We start from the raw sequence: 14,865 nt of genomic DNA, 5'->3' as shown, positions 1-14,865 counted from the left end.
ATGACGGACCGTAGGGATGAGATCGCCGCGAATCTGGCGACAGTGGAGGAACGGATCGCCGCGGCCTGTGCGGCGGCCGGACGCAAGCGGGAGGAGGTGACCCTGATCGTGGTCACCAAGACCTACCCGGCGAGCGATGTACGGATCCTGTCGGAACTCGGTGTGCGTCATGTGGCGGAGAACCGCGACCAGGACGCCGCACCCAAGGCGGCCGCCTGCTCGGATCTGCCCCTTGTGTGGCACTTTGTCGGTCAGTTGCAGACCAACAAGGTGCGTTCCGTGGTCGGTTATGCCGATGTCGTGCAGTCCGTCGATCGCTCCCGGCTCGTCACGGCGCTCTCGAAGGAGGCCGCGCGCGCCGGACGCGAGGTGGGCTGCCTCATCCAGGTCGCCCTCGACGCGACGGAGCCCGTGGGCACGGCGGCGCCGGCGCGGGGCGGGGTTCCGGGAGGCGAGCGGGGCGGTGTGGCGCCGGGCGGAATCGCAGAGTTGGCCGGCCTCGTCGCCGGCGCGCCGGGGCTTCGGCTCGACGGGCTGATGACCGTCGCTCCGCTCGCCGGCGAGTACGCCGGCCGTCAACGCGCCGCCTTCGAGCGGTTGATGGATTTGTCGACTGACCTGCGCCGAGCCCATCCGGCTGCCACCATGGTCTCCGCAGGGATGAGCGCGGACCTCGAACAGGCCGTGGCGGCCGGGGCGACACATGTGCGCGTCGGCACCGCGGTACTCGGAGTCCGCCCCAGGCTCGGGTAACGTCGCCAAGAAGTCGGACCACAGCAGAAAATATGGTCAATGTCGCCGAAAGGCGGCGCAACGACCTCGTGGATCGCGGGCACTTGGCAGTCGTCAGTCGATCCACCACAGAGCGGAGGACTCAGAGCATGGCCGGCGCGATGCGCAAGATGGCGGTCTACCTCGGCCTCGTGGAGGACGATGGGTACGACGGCCGCGGATTCGACCCCGACGACGACTTCGAGCCCGAACTGGACCCGGAGCCCGAGCGGGACCACCGACGGCACGAGCCGTCACACCAGTCGCACGGATCACATCAGCCCCAACGGGGCGAATCGGTACGAGTGGTGCAGCCGCCGGCGCCGCGCGAACCGGTGTCCCATCCGGCTTCGCTATCCGCGGAATCCGGACGTCCCGCGCGTATCGCGCCCGTGGCATCCATCACACAAGAACGTCAGTCCCTGGAGAAGAGCGCACCGGTGATCATGCCCAAGGTCGTGTCCGAACGAGAGCCTTACCGGATCACCACGCTTCACCCCCGGACCTACAACGAGGCCCGTACCATCGGGGAACACTTCCGTGAGGGCACTCCGGTGATCATGAATCTGACTGAGATGGATGACACAGACGCGAAGCGACTTGTCGACTTTGCGGCCGGTTTGGTGTTTGGTCTTCATGGCAGCATCGAGCGGGTGACGCAGAAGGTGTTTCTGTTGTCGCCTGCTAACGTCGATGTCACGGCGGAGGACAAGGCCCGCATCGCAGAGGGCGGGTTCTTCAACCAGAGCTGAGACGCAACACCGGACAGCGCACGGAAACAGGGGAGAGGGAAGCACGGATCATGAGCGTGTTCCTGGACGTGGTCTACATCGCGCTGATGTGCTTCCTCATCGTGCTCATCTTCCGGTTGGTCATGGACTACGTCTTCCAGTTCGCCCGCTCATGGCAACCCGGCAAGGCGATGGTGGTCGTTCTGGAGGCCACCTACACTGTCACCGATCCACCGCTCAAGCTCCTGCGGCGGTTCATCCCGCCGCTGCGTCTCGGGGGCGTGGCGCTCGATCTGTCCTTCTTCGTACTGATGATCATCGTCTACATCCTGATCGCGATCGTGAGTCGGCTGTGAGCGATGTGAACTACCGTCTTGCCGAATGCCGACGACTACGTTGAGGTGAAGAGATGCCGTTGACCCCCGAGGACGTGCGGAACAAGCAGTTCACGACCGTCCGCCTCCGAGAAGGCTATGACGAGGACGAGGTCGATGCCTTCCTCGACGAGGTCGAAGCCGAGCTGACCCGTCTGCTCCGTGAGAACGAGGACCTGCGCGCCAAGCTGGCGGCCGCCACGCGGGCCGCCGCGCAGAACCAGCAGAACATGCGCAAGCCCCCGGAACAGGATCAGCAACAGGGCATGCGAGGTCCGGGCGCTCCGGTGCCCGCCGGCATATCGGGCCCGCCGCAGCAGCAGATGGGTGGCCCCATGGGTGGGCCGCCCCAGCTGCCGAGCGGTGCCCCGCAGCTGCCCGCCGGTCCCGGTGGTCAGGGCGGTTCGCAGGGTCCCGGCCCGATGGGTCAGGGTCCTATGGGTCAAGGTCCTATGGGCCAGGGCCCGATGGGTGGTCAGCCCCCCATGCAGCAGCAGATGGGCGGTCCGATGGGCGGCCCCCCCATGGGCGGTCCGATGGGCGGCCCCGGTCAGGGCCCCGGTGGCGACAGCGCCGCCCGTGTCCTCTCGCTGGCCCAGCAGACCGCCGACCAGGCGATCGCCGAGGCCCGCTCCGAGGCCAACAAGATCGTCGGCGAGGCCCGCAGCCGCGCCGAGGGTCTGGAGCGTGACGCCCGTGCCAAGGCCGACGCCCTGGAGCGGGACGCGCAGGAGAAGCACCGTGTCGCCATGGGCTCCCTGGAGTCCGCGCGCGCCACGCTGGAGCGCAAGGTCGAGGACCTGCGCGGCTTCGAACGCGAGTACCGCACGCGCCTGAAGTCGTACCTGGAGTCGCAGCTGCGTCAGCTGGAGACCCAGGCCGACGACTCGCTGGCCCCGCCGCGTACCCCGGCCGCCGCCTCCCTGCCGCCGTCCCCGGCGCCTTCCATGGCCCCGGCCGGCGCCGGCGCCCCGTCGTACGGCGGCAACCAGACGATGGGTGGTCCGCCCGCGCCGCCCGCCCCGTCCTACGGCGGTCAGCAGCAGATGTCCCCGGCGATGACCCAGCCGATGGCTCCCGTCCGTCCGCAGGGTCCGTCCCCGATGGGCCAGGCCCCCTCGCCGATGCGTGGATTCCTCATCGACGAGGACGACAACTGAGGGCCGCCGGACGGTAAGTAGTACGCCGTAGGCGTCGGCAGCGTTCACAGGGCGGGGCCCCGGATCTCGATCCGGGGCCCCGCCCTTGTGCTCCGCGCGTTCACGGCGTCCGCGGCGGCTGCGGCGCGTTGAGGCGTGTTGAGGCGGACACCGACGCCGGTTCGGTGTCGTGTGCCTGAGGTGCCCGTGTGCCTGAGGCGCCCGTGTGCCGGACGTGCCTTGTGCGGCATGTGGGGCAGAAGTGCTCTGTGGAACATGTGTGTTGGTGCGACGCCGACACGTGTGTGGGTGCGATGCCGGAGGGCCGGCCGCCTGGGAACCCCCGGCGGCCGGCCCTCTCCGGTTCCGTCGGGCTACGCCTTGCGCAGGCGGAAGGTCAGCGACAGCCCCTCGTCGGTGAACGGGGTCCCATAGGAGTCGTCCGCCTCACCCTGGGCGAAGTCCGTGGCCAGGACCTCCTCGGCGATCAGGCCCGCATGCTCGGACAGCGCCGCGATGACCGCCGGGTCCGTGGCGGTCCAGCGCAGCGCGATCCGGTCCGCCACGTCGAGGCCGCTGTTCTTGCGGGCCTCCTGGATCAGCCGGATCGCGTCACGGGCGAGTCCCGCCTGCCGCAACTCCTCGGTGATTTCCAGGTCGAGGGCCACGGTGGCGCCCGAGTCCGAGGCCACCGACCAGCCCTCGCGCGGGGTCTCGGTGATGATCACCTCGTCCGGGGCGAGGGTGACCGTCTCGCCGTCGACCTCCACGGACGCCGTGCCCTCGCGCAGCGCCAGGGACAGCGCCGCCGCGTCGGCGTCCGCGATGGCCCTGGCGACGTCCTGGACGCGCTTGCCGAACCGCTTGCCCAGCGCGCGGAAGTTCGCCTTGGCCGTCGTGTCGACGAGCGAGCCGCCCACCTCCGAGAGCGAGGCCAGGGAACTGACGTTCAGCTCGTCGGTGATCTGCGCGTGCAGCTCGGGGTGGAGGGACTCGAAGCCCGCGACCGCGACCAGCGCCCGGGACAGCGGCTGCCGGGTCTTCACGCCCGACTCCGCGCGCGTGGCGCGGCCCAGCTCCACCAGCCGGCGGACCAGGACCATCTGCCGCGACAGCTCCGGGTCGATCGTGGACAGCTCCGCCTCCGGCCAGGACGCCAGGTGCACCGACTCGGGCGCGCCCGGGGTGACCGGCACGATCAGGTCCTGCCAGACGCGCTCCGTGATGAACGGGGTCAGCGGGGCCATCAGCTTCGTCACCGTCTCGACGACCTCGTGCAGGGTGCGCAGCGCGGCCTTGTCGCCCTGCCAGAAGCGGCGGCGCGAGCGGCGGACGTACCAGTTCGAGAGGTCGTCGACGAACGCGGACAGCAGCTTGCCGGCGCGCTGGGTGTCGTACGCCTCCAGGGACTGCGTCACCTGGTCGGTGAGCGCGTGCAGTTCGGAGAGCAGCCAGCGGTCCAGCAGCGGGCGGTCGGCCGGTGCCGGATCCGCCGCGGACGGGGCCCACTGCGACGTACGCGCGTACAGGGCCTGGAAGGCGACCGTGTTCCAGTAGGTCAGGAGCGTCTTGCGGACGACCTCCTGGATGGTGCCGTGCCCCACGCGGCGGGCCGCCCAGGGTGAGCCGCCCGCCGCCATGAACCAGCGCACCGCGTCCGCGCCGTGCCGGTCCATGAGGGGGATCGGCTGGAGGATGTTGCCCAGGTGCTTGGACATCTTGCGGCCGTCCTCGGCGAGGATGTGGCCCAGGCAGACGACGTTCTCGTACGACGACCTGTCGAAGACCAGGGTGCCGACCGCCATCAGCGTGTAGAACCAGCCGCGGGTCTGGTCGATGGCCTCGGAGATGAACTGCGCCGGGTACCGGCTCTCGAACAGCTCCTTGTTCTTGTACGGGTAGCCCCACTGCGCGAACGGCATCGAGCCCGAGTCGTACCAGGCGTCGATGACCTCCGGGACGCGCGTGGCCTGCTTGGCGCACTCGGGGCAGGCGAAGGTGACCTCGTCGATGAACGGGCGGTGCGGGTCGAGGCCGGACTGGTCGGTGCCGGTCAGCTCGGTGAGTTCGGCGCGGGAGCCGACGCAGGTGAGGTGGCCGTCCTCGCAGCGCCAGATCGGCAGCGGAGTGCCCCAGTAGCGGTTGCGGGACAGCGCCCAGTCGATGTTGTTGGTCAGCCAGTCCCCGTACCGGCCGTGCTTGACGGTCTCCGGGAACCAGTTGGTCTTCTCGTTCTCCGCCAGCAGCCGGTCCTTGATCGCCGTGGTACGGATGTACCAGGACGGCTGCGCGTAGTAGAGCAGCGCCGTGTGGCAGCGCCAGCAGTGCGGGTAGCTGTGCTCGTACGGCACGTGCCGCAGGAGCAGGCCGCGCGCGGCGAGGTCCGCGGTGAGCTTTTCGTCGGCCTTCTTGAAGAAGACGCCGCCCACCAGCGGGACGTCCTCCTCGAAGGTGCCGTCCGGGCGGACCGGGTTGACGACCGGCAGGCCGTAGGCGCGGCAGACCTTGAGGTCGTCCTCGCCGAAGGCGGGGGACTGGTGGACCAGGCCCGTACCGTCCTCGGTCGTCACGTACTCGGCGTTGACCACGTAGTGGGCCGGCTCGGGGAACTCCACCAGCTCGAACGGGCGCCGGTAGGTCCAGCGCTCCATCTCGGCGCCGGTGAACGTCTGCCCGGTGGTCTCCCAGCCCTCGCCGAGCGCCTTGGCGACCAGCGGCTCGGCGACGACCAGCCGCTCCTTGCCGTCGGTCGCGACGACATAGGTGACCTCGGGGTGTGCCGCGACCGCCGTGTTGGACACCAGGGTCCACGGGGTGGTCGTCCACACCAGGAGCGCGGCCTCGCCCGCGAGGGGTCCGGAGGTGAGCGGGAAGCGGACGTAGACGGAGGGGTCGACGACCGTCTCGTAGCCCTGGGCCAGCTCGTGGTCCGACAGGCCCGTGCCGCACCGCGGGCACCAGGGGGCGACCCGGTGGTCCTGGACCAGCAGGCCCTTGTCGAAGATCTCCTTCAGCGACCACCAGACCGATTCGATGTACTCCGGGTCCATCGTGACGTAGGCGTCGTCGAGGTCGACCCAGTAGCCCATGCGGGTCGTCAGCTCGGAGAAGGCGTCGGTGTGGCGCAGGACGGACTCGCGGCACTTGGCGTTGAACTCGGCGATGCCGTACGCCTCGATGTCCTGCTTGCCGGAGAAGCCCAGCTCCTTCTCGACCGCCAGCTCCACCGGCAGGCCGTGGCAGTCCCAGCCCGCCTTGCGGCCCACGTGGTAGCCGCGCATGGTGCGGAAGCGGGGGAAGACGTCCTTGAAGACGCGGGCCTCGATGTGATGGGCGCCGGGCATGCCGTTGGCGGTGGGCGGGCCCTCGTAGAACACCCACTCGGGGCGGCCCTCGGACTGCTCCAGGGTCTTGGCGAAGATCTTCTGCTCGCGCCAGAAGTCGAGCACCCCGTGTTCCAGGGCGGGCAGGTCCACCTGGGCGGGCACCTGGCGGTACGTCGGCGCTGTCATCTGCGGGCTTCCTCCAACGGAGAGTGCTGCCTTCCGTCGGAGGGACGAGAGCCTTCTGGCCTGTCGACGCCGTGTGCGGCGCGCTCCCGCGGTACCACCCTCCTTGGCCCCCCGGTGCGTCGCAGACGCCGGTGAGCCCCCTCATTGAGGCGCGATGCCGGTTCTACTGGCCGTGGTGGGTCCTCCACGGCGTTCTTCCGGCGGCTCCGGGGTGATCTTCACATCGCGCTCGCCCCCGGGCTTCCACCGTCCCCGGGTCGCTCTGGGCTGCGTACGCCGCTACTCGTCCCCATCCACGCTTTTCGCTCCGCCCAGTGTACGGCGCCCCGGCGACAGCGGCCGAACCGGTTTCCGGCACCGGTGGCGGGGGATCCCCGCAGGTGGTGAGATGACCCGAATGGAGAGGTACGGGTGTTCGTATCCTGGGATGCCCGGCTCGGCGGATTACCCGGCGGGCAGCTGGGCACAACGCTTGAAGGCTTGCCGCGCGGGGGTCGCGGGGCGGGCGGATCGGGCGGCGTGCCCCGTTGCCGCGGGACTCAAGTCGATTTATCGTCCCAGCACGATTCGCGAGCAAGATCACAATATGTGAAGGGGCCGCGGCCATGGTGGTGAAGAAGACCGCCGTACAGCAGTCGGCATCGGGCAGGTCCCGGGCCGCTGCCGCGGGTGCCTCCGGCGGCCCGGCCAAGGGCTCGGGAGGCAAGAAGAGCACGCAGGCACGGGCCGCGAAGACGACGCCCGCGTCGAAGCGGGCGCCCTCGAAGAAGGCGGCCGGGACGGCGGGGGAGAAGGGTCGGGCCAAGGAGACCGCCGCGACGGCGACTCCCCGGAAGGCCGCCCCGCGGAAGAAGACGGCCGAGAAGGCCATGGGCAAGCAGACGGCACCGAAGCCCGCCGAGGAGACCGCCCTGAAGGGGCCGGCCGCCGAGGAGCCGCAGCCGAAGAGGCCGGCCGCGAAGAAGCAGGCCGTGCGGGAGACGGCAGCGAAAAAGACGACTACGAAGGAGACGGCCGCGAAGAAGCCGGCTGCGAAGAAGACGGCGGCGGCCGAGAAGCCGGCCGCTGAGGAGACGGCGCGGAAGAAGACGGTCCAGAAGAAGGCCGCCCAGAAGAAGACGGTCGCCAAGAAGGCGGCCAAGGGGTCGGCGGCCGCCGAGCGGACGGTGGCGCAGGAGGGCGGCTCCCCGAAGGACGCCGCCAAGGGCGCGGGCAGGAAGAGCACGGCCAAGAAAGCGGACGCGGCGCAGGCCGCGAAGCAGACGGGAGCCACGACAGTGGTTGCGAAGAAGACTCCTGGCACGGCCACGGCGGCCGGCACCGCCGTCCCCAAGGCACGCATCGCCGCGGCGGCGGAACCCGGCGAGCTCGCCGTCCGCCCCGGCGAGGACCCCTGGACGCCGGAGGAGGTCGAGGAGGCCCGCGCGGAACTGCTGTCCGAGGAGACACGGCTGCGCACCGAGATCAGCTCCTCCGAGGCGTCGCTCGTGGGCCTGATGCGGGACTCCGGGGACGGCGCGGGCGACGACCAGGCGGACACCGGCACCAAGAACATCACCCGCGAGCACGAGATGGCGCTGGCCGCCAACGCGCGCGAGATGCTCCTCCAGACCGAACGCGCCCTGCAACGGCTGGACACGGGCACGTACGGCCTGTGCGAGAACTGCGGCAACCCCATCGGCAAGGCCCGGATGCAGGCGTTCCCGAGGGCCACCCTGTGCGTCGAGTGCAAGCAGAAGCAGGAACGCCGCTACTGAACGCGTGGGCCGTCCCGGGCGTGCCGTAGTCTCATCCTCAGTCAGGTACCTAGGTTGAGGGACTCACGTGGCAGAGGCGGAGCGCATCATCGGTACGCCGGACACCCCGGACGAAAGCGACGAGCGGACGGCCGGAGCGGACCAACAGGACATCCCGGCCGAGCGGCCCCGGGGCAGGCGCCGGATCGCCGTGCTCTTCGCGGTGGCCGTCTTCGCGTACGCCCTCGACCTGGTCAGCAAGATGATCGTGGTCGCGAAGCTGGAGCACCATGCGCCGATCGAGGTCGTCGGGGACTGGCTGGAGTTCAACGCCATCCGCAACCCCGGCGCCGCCTTCGGGGTGGGACAGGCATTCACGATCATCTTCACCGTGATCGCGGCGGCCGTGATCGTGGTGATCATCCGTCTGGCCCGCAAGCTCTACAGCCTGCCCTGGGCGATCGCGCTCGGGCTGCTGCTCGGCGGCGCGCTCGGCAACCTGACCGACCGGATCTTCCGTTCCCCGGGCGTCTTCGAGGGCGAGGTCGTCGACTTCATCGCCCCCAAGGGCTTCGCGGTGTTCAACCTGGCCGACTCGGCGATCGTCTGCGGCGGCATCCTGATCGTGCTGCTGTCGTTCCGCGGCCTCGACCCGGACGGCACCGTCCACCGGGACTGACCGCGGCGGACCCCGGATCCGGCCCACCGGGCCGCGGGACTCTCGTACGGGAGTGCCGGTCCCGTCCGGCATACTCGACGGGTGAGCACGATTCCCGAGATCCGTACCCTGCCCGTGCCGGACGGCCTGGAGGGCGAGCGCGTCGACGCCGCCATCTCCCGCATGTTCGGCTTCTCCCGGACGAAGGCGGCGGAGCTGGCCGCGGCGGGCAAGGTGCAGGTCGACGGGGCGGTGGTCGGCAAGTCGGAGCGGGTGCGCGGCGGGGCCTGGCTGGAGGTCGAGATGCCGCAGGCGCCCAGTCCGGTGCAGGTGGTCGCCGAGCCGGTCGAGGGCATGGAGATCGTGCATGACGACGAGGACGTCGTGGTGATCGTCAAGCCGGTCGGCGTCGCGGCCCATCCGTCGCCGGGCTGGAGCGGTCCGACGGTCATCGGCGGGCTCGCCGCCGCCGGCTACCGGATCTCCACCTCCGGCGCGGCCGAGCGCCAGGGCATCGTGCACCGCCTCGACGTCGGCACGTCGGGCCTGATGGTGGTCGCCAAGTCGGAGTACGCGTACACGTCGCTCAAGCGCCAGTTCAAGGAGCGCACGGTCGACAAGCGCTACCACACGCTGGTCCAGGGCCACCCTGACCCGACCAGCGGCACCATCGACGCGCCCATCGGCCGCCATCCCCAGCACGACTACAAGTGGGCGGTCACCGCCGACGGAAAGCCCTCCGTCACGCACTACGACCTGATCGAGGCGTTCCGCGCGGCCTCCCTGCTCGACGTGAAGCTGGAGACCGGCCGCACCCACCAGATCCGGGTCCACATGGCGGCCCACCGCCACCCCTGCGTCGGCGACCTCACCTACGGCGCCGACCCCACGCTCGCCAAGCGGCTGCGCCTCGGCCGCCAGTGGCTGCACGCCGTGCGCCTCGGCTTCGAGCACCCCGGGGACGGCACCTGGGTCGAGTTCGCCAGCGACTACCCCGAGGACCTGCGGCAGGCGCTGGACCGGGTCCGTGAGGAGACCTACGCGTGACCCCGTCGTACGCGGTGCGCGTCGCCGAGGACAGCGCCGACCGCGAGGCGTGCTTCGCGGTGCGCAAGGAGGTCTTCGTCGTCGAGCAGGGGGTCCCGCAGGACATCGAGTACGACGCGTACGACGCCGTCGCCGTGCATGTCCTCGCGGTGCGCGAGGACGGGGAGCCGCTCGGCGCCGGCCGGCTGCTGTACGGCGCGCAGGCCGCCGAGAAGACCGGCGGCGACCCGTCGCTCGGCTCGCTGGGGCGGCTCGCGGTCCGCCGGGAGGCGCGCGGGCTCGGCGTCGGCGTGGCCCTGGTGCGGGCCATCGAGGAGGCGGCACGCGCGCGTGGCCTGACGGCGGTCGACCTGCACGCCCAGACACACGCTCTCGGCTTCTACGAGCGGCTGGGCTATGTGCCGTACGGGCCGGAGTACCCGGAGGCGGGGATAGCCCATCGGGCGATGCGGCGGGCCCTGTAGCCGTCGGTGCCGGGCGGGCGCAAAGCGGGACATGGCAGGCTTGAACACTGTTGTGTGATCGTCGACTCCCGGAGCGCTGGCCGTGGATCAGTTGGCCCTGTTGTTCGTGTTGCTGCTCGGGGCCCTGGTCAGCGTCCCGGTGGGGGACCGGCTCGGGCTGCCGGCGCCGATCCTGGTGACCCTGCTCGGCATCGTCCTCGCGGTGCTCGACTTCGTGCCGAACGTGAACATCCCGCCCGAGCTGATCCTGCCCGCGCTGCTGCCGCCCCTGCTGTACGCGGCGGTGCGGCGCACGTCCTGGCGGCAGTTCGCGGCCAACAAACGGCCGATCTTCCTGCTGGCCGTCGCCCTGGTGTTCGTCACGACCGTCTGCGTGGCCGTCGTGGCCAACGCGATCGTGCCCGGACTGCCGATCGCCGCCGCGGTGGCGCTGGGCGCGCTGGTCGCCCCGCCCGACCCGGTCGCCGCCACCGCCGTCGCCGGGCAGCTGGGACTGCCACGCCGGCTGGTGTCGATCCTGGAGGGCGAGGGGCTGTTCAACGACGTCACCGCGATCGTGCTGTACCACGTGGCGATCGCCGCCGCCGTCAGCGGCGCCTTCTCGCCCTGGCGGGCCGGGCTCGACCTGGTGCTGTCCGCCGTGGTCGCCGTCGCCGTGGGACTCGCCCTTGGCTGGGGCGCGAACAAGCTGATGGACGTGCTCGGGGACGCGACGCTGCAGATCGGGCTGACCCTGCTCGTGCCGTATGTGTCCTATGTGCTCGCCGAGGAGCTGCACGGCTCCGGCGTGCTGGCCGTGCTCACCACCGCGCTGTTCATCTCCGAGTACGCCACCGACGCCGACGACGTGATGACCCGGCTCGCCGGGCACACCTTCTGGGACATCGTCGACACGCTCGTCACCGGGGTCGCGTTCGGCCTGATCGGGCTCGAACTGCACAACGCGATCCGGACCGCCGCCGGTCACTGGGCCCAGATGCTCGGCTGGGCCGCCGCCGTGGTGGGCGTCGTGGTGTTGGTGCGGCTGCTGTGGCTGCTGCCCGCCACCTGGCTCACCAAACGGCTGCACGCGAAGCGGGACTTCGACGAGGACATCCCGATGAGCCTGCGCGAGACCGTCGTCATGTGGTGGTCGGGGATGCGCGGGGTGGCCTCGGTGGCCCTGGCGCTGGCCATCCCGCTGAAGACCGAGAACGGTTCACCGTTCCCCGACCGGGACGAGATCGTGTTCATCGCGTTCGGGGTGATCATGGCGACGCTGGTGCTCCAGGGGCTGACCCTGCCGTGGCTGGTGAAGCGGCTCGGCGTGCGGGCCGACACGGAGCGGGAGAAGGAGTTCGAGAAGGAGCTGGCGGTGCGGGCGGCGCGGGCGGCCAAGCGGAGGCTGCGGGAGATCGAGGAGGTCGAGGACCTGCCGGAGGAGCTGTCCGAGCAGATGCTGCGGCGGGCCTTCGACATCGGCGTGCGGATCAGTCCCGACATCGGCGAGGAGGAGCGCCGCGAGGCGCATGACAAGCGGGTGCGGCGGGTCAAGCGGCTGCGACGGATCCAGGCGGAGCTGCTGAGCGCGGCACGGCACGAGGTGCTGGCGGCGCGGAGCGAGCCGGGGGCGGATCCGGAGATCGTGGACCGGGTGCTGCGGCATCTGGACGTGCGCAGCCTGCGCTGAGGCGATCGGTTCGGCTGGTCCGGCCGGTTCGGTCGGCTTGGTCGGCTCAGCCGGGTGCGGGACGGCGGTCGGGTCGGGGTGCCGGCCTGGAGTACCGGTCCGGGCGCCGGTCTGTGGATGCCGGTCCGCCGGTCCGCGAGTGGTCATATGAGCACATGGGGGCTGTGGATATCCGGAGGCCCAGGCGGCGCCCCGCTCGTACTCTCGGATCATGGCTCGCAACATTGTGATCAGTGGTGGTGGGACGGGGATCGGCCTCGCGGCGGCCCACGTCTTCGCGGCGGACGGGGACCGGGTGCTGCTGCTCGGCCGCCGCGGCGGGGTGCTGGAGCAGGCGGAAGTGCCGGGGGCGCTGACGTACGCCGCCGACCTTCGCGACCCGGCGGCCGTGCGCGGTGTGGCGCGGTTCGTCGCCGAGGAGTTCGGCACCGTGGACGTGCTCGTGCACAGCGCAGGCGGCAACGGGGGCCGGGAGGCCGAGGCGCCCGTCGAGGACCCCCTCGACGCCGTTGCGCACACCTGGTCGGTCAACTTCCGCATCAACACCCTGACCGCCGTGCTCCTCACGGAGGCACTGAAGGAACGGCTCGCCGAGCCCGGCGGGCGGGTGCTGTTCCTCAGCTCCATCGCCGCCTACCGCGGCTCCGGAACCGGGGCGTACGCGGCGGCCAAGGCCGCCCTGCATCCGTACGCCCATGATCTGGCCCGGCAGTTGGGCCCGCGCGGCATCACCGTGAACGTGGTCGCGCCCGGCTATGTGGAGGACACCGAGTTCTTCGGCCAGGGGATCGAGGAGGCGAGACGGGAGCGGCTGGTCGCCGAGACGTCCACCGGCCGGGCCGGCACCCCGGGGGACGTCGCGGCCACCCTGCACTGGCTGGCCTCACCGGGCGCAGCCCACATCACGTCCCAGATCGTCCAGGTCAACGGAGGTGCGGAACGCGGCCACTGACCGAGCCGGCGCGAGGGCCGGCCGGCGAGGTCACCCGCGGTCCGTCCGTGGCGGCTCGTGCGCCCGCCGCGAGGCAGGGCCGTCCTGGGCGGGGATGCCGCCCGGCGGCTGCACCGCGTCCGCGGTGTTCACCCGGGGCAGCGCGTACGGGTGCTCCGCGCCCAGCCAGCGGATCATCTGCTCGCGCACCGTGACCCGGACCGTCCACACGTCGTCCGAGTCCTTGGCGGTCACCAGGGCACGGACCTGGATGGTGTTCGGCGTCGCGTCGGTGACCGCGAGGTTGCAGGCGCGGCCGTCCCAGGCCGGGCACTCGCGCAGGATGTCGCGCAGCTTCTCCCGCATCGCCTCCAGCGGCGCCGAGTGGTCCAGGTGCCAGTAGACGATGCCGGTCATCTGCGGGGTGCCGCGCGACCAGTTCTCGAACGGTTTGGAGGTGAAGTACGACACCGGCATGGTGATACGGCGCTCGTCCCAGGTCCGCACGGTCAGGAAGGTCAGCGTGATCTCCTCGACCGTGCCCCACTCGCCGTCCACGACCACCACGTCGCCGAGCCGCACCATGTCGCCGAACGCGATCTGCAGCCCCGCGAACAGATTGGCCAGCGTGGACTGGGCGGCGACACCGGCGACGATGCCGAGGATGCCGGCCGAGGCCAGCAGCGAGGCGCCGGCCGCGCGCATCGCCGGGAAGGTCAGCAGCATCGCCGCCGCTGCCATCACGCCGACCACGGCGGCCACCACACGCATGATCAGCGACACCTGGGTGCGCACCCGGCGGACCCGCGCCGGATCGCGGTGCGCGCGGGCGTAGCGGGAGTAGGAGGTCTCGACGATCGCCGCCGCGATCCGCACCACCAGCCAGGCCGCCGACCCGATCAGCACCAGGGTCAGCGTCCTGCCCACGGCGACCCTGTGGTCCGGCAGCAGGCGCGCCGACTCGTAGGAGCCCCGGAGCAGGGCCGACGACAGCACCAGCTGGTAGGGGATCCGGCCGCGCCGCAGCAGGCCCCACAGCGGGGTCTCGTGGTGCCGTGTGTCGGCCTTGCGCAGCAGCAGGTCCGTGGCCCAGCCGATGAGCAGGGTCAGAACGACACAGCCACCGACCACGACGAGGGGGCGGAGCACGTTTTCCATGCCTGAGAACGTAACCGGCTCCGGCGGCCCTGAACCTGCGGATCGGTGACGGGAGGGATGGGGCCGTGCGGCGTTGTCGTACCCGGCTGGCACGATGGCGGCATGAACATCATGCTCTTTCACTCGGCCTACGGCCTCAGACCGGCGGTGCGCGCCGCGGCCGACCGGTTGCGGGCCGCCGGGCACGAGGTGTGGACGCCGGACCTCTTCGCGGGGCGCACGTTCGAGACGGTCGAGGAGGGCATGGCCTGCAAGGACGAGATCGGCAAGGAGGAGCTGCTGAAGCGGGCCGTGCTGGCGGCGGCCCCCTACTCGGAGCGCGGGCTGGTGTACGCCGGGTTCTCGCTCGGCGCCTCCCTCGCGCAGACCCTGGCCCTCGGTGACGAGAAGGCGCGCGGCCTGCTGCTCCTGCACGGCACGTCGGACCTCGCGCCGGGCGTCTCGGTGGACGGCCTGCCGGTCCAGCTGCATGTGGCCGAGCCGGACCCGTTCGAGACGGACGACTGGCTGAGCGCCTGGTATCTGCAGATGGGCAGGGCAGGCGCGGACGTCGAGGTGTACCGGTACGCCGGGGCCGGCCATCTGTACACCGACCCCGGGCTGCCGGACTACGACGAGGAGGCGGCCGAGGCCACCTGGCGGGTGGCGCTCGGCTTCCTCGACGCTCTGTAGTCC

Annotated in this window: 13 protein-coding genes; 11 read left to right on the top strand and 2 right to left on the bottom strand. The window is 71.0% G+C overall.

Annotated elements, in window-relative coordinates:
- The 4 genes from AC27LF_RS16705 to AC27LF_RS16690 all read left to right on the top strand — a co-directional run bounded on the left by AC27LF_RS16705 (position 1) and on the right by AC27LF_RS16690 (position 3,036).
- Positions 1 to 753 carry a YggS family pyridoxal phosphate enzyme gene (locus AC27LF_RS16705; RefSeq protein WP_479657688.1) on the top strand — a complete coding sequence of 251 codons (753 nt, stop codon included), beginning with the start codon at positions 1 to 3 and terminating at the stop codon, positions 751 to 753.
- A gap of 128 nt (positions 754 to 881) precedes the next feature.
- Positions 882 to 1,523 carry a cell division protein SepF gene (locus tag AC27LF_RS16700; protein WP_479657687.1) on the top strand — a complete coding sequence of 214 codons (642 nt, stop codon included), beginning with the start codon at positions 882 to 884 and terminating at the stop codon, positions 1,521 to 1,523.
- A gap of 50 nt (positions 1,524 to 1,573) precedes the next feature.
- Positions 1,574 to 1,858: a YggT family protein gene (locus AC27LF_RS16695; RefSeq protein WP_388720719.1), complete on the top strand. Its 285-nt coding sequence runs from the start codon at positions 1,574 to 1,576 to the stop codon at positions 1,856 to 1,858.
- A 53-nt stretch (positions 1,859 to 1,911) separates the two neighbouring features.
- Entirely contained in the window at positions 1,912 to 3,036 is a 1,125-nt protein-coding gene (locus AC27LF_RS16690) for a DivIVA domain-containing protein (protein ID WP_388720717.1), read from the top strand.
- Between the two features lie 353 nt (positions 3,037 to 3,389).
- Here the strand turns inward: AC27LF_RS16690 and ileS are convergent, their stop codons facing one another.
- Complete coding sequence (ileS, locus tag AC27LF_RS16685) at positions 3,390 to 6,527, bottom strand: isoleucine--tRNA ligase (RefSeq protein ID WP_479657686.1); 3,138 nt, start codon at positions 6,525 to 6,527, stop codon at positions 3,390 to 3,392.
- 605 nt (positions 6,528 to 7,132) lie between these two features.
- Between ileS and AC27LF_RS16680 the strand changes: the two genes are divergently transcribed.
- From AC27LF_RS16680 to AC27LF_RS16655, 6 genes are all read left to right on the top strand, one after another.
- A complete protein-coding gene (locus tag AC27LF_RS16680; RefSeq protein WP_479657685.1) occupies positions 7,133 to 8,284 on the top strand; it encodes a TraR/DksA family transcriptional regulator in 1,152 nt (383 codons plus the stop codon).
- A gap of 67 nt (positions 8,285 to 8,351) precedes the next feature.
- Positions 8,352 to 8,942 carry a signal peptidase II gene (lspA, locus tag AC27LF_RS16675; protein WP_479657684.1) on the top strand — a complete coding sequence of 197 codons (591 nt, stop codon included), beginning with the start codon at positions 8,352 to 8,354 and terminating at the stop codon, positions 8,940 to 8,942.
- Positions 8,943 to 9,023: 81 nt separating this feature from the next.
- Positions 9,024 to 9,968, top strand: coding sequence for an RluA family pseudouridine synthase (locus AC27LF_RS16670; protein WP_479657683.1), 945 nt, complete (start codon positions 9,024 to 9,026; stop codon positions 9,966 to 9,968).
- Positions 9,965 to 10,432, top strand: coding sequence for a GNAT family N-acetyltransferase (locus tag AC27LF_RS16665; protein ID WP_479657682.1), 468 nt, complete (start codon positions 9,965 to 9,967; stop codon positions 10,430 to 10,432). Before AC27LF_RS16670 ends, AC27LF_RS16665 begins: the two co-directional genes overlap by 4 nt.
- Positions 10,433 to 10,514: 82 nt before the next feature.
- Positions 10,515 to 12,101: a Na+/H+ antiporter gene (locus AC27LF_RS16660; protein WP_479657681.1), complete on the top strand. Its 1,587-nt coding sequence runs from the start codon at positions 10,515 to 10,517 to the stop codon at positions 12,099 to 12,101.
- 211 nt (positions 12,102 to 12,312) lie between these two features.
- Positions 12,313 to 13,053 carry an SDR family NAD(P)-dependent oxidoreductase gene (locus AC27LF_RS16655; protein ID WP_479657680.1) on the top strand — a complete coding sequence of 247 codons (741 nt, stop codon included), beginning with the start codon at positions 12,313 to 12,315 and terminating at the stop codon, positions 13,051 to 13,053.
- A gap of 30 nt (positions 13,054 to 13,083) precedes the next feature.
- On the opposite strand, the gene AC27LF_RS16650 is transcribed toward AC27LF_RS16655, so the two are convergent.
- Positions 13,084 to 14,190 carry a mechanosensitive ion channel family protein gene (locus AC27LF_RS16650; protein WP_479657679.1) on the bottom strand — a complete coding sequence of 369 codons (1,107 nt, stop codon included), beginning with the start codon at positions 14,188 to 14,190 and terminating at the stop codon, positions 13,084 to 13,086.
- A 102-nt stretch (positions 14,191 to 14,292) separates the two neighbouring features.
- Here AC27LF_RS16650 and AC27LF_RS16645 point away from each other — a divergent pair, with 102 nt between their 5' ends.
- Positions 14,293 to 14,862 (top strand): dienelactone hydrolase family protein, encoded by a 570-nt coding sequence (locus tag AC27LF_RS16645; protein WP_351735503.1) that lies wholly within the window; start codon positions 14,293 to 14,295, stop codon positions 14,860 to 14,862.
- The last annotated feature ends 3 nt before the right edge of the window (positions 14,863 to 14,865 follow it).

The organism is Streptomyces diversicolor, assembly GCF_057537855.1.
The sequence above is the reverse complement of the archived record's forward strand: the minus strand, read 5'-3'. Positions and strand labels throughout refer to the sequence as shown.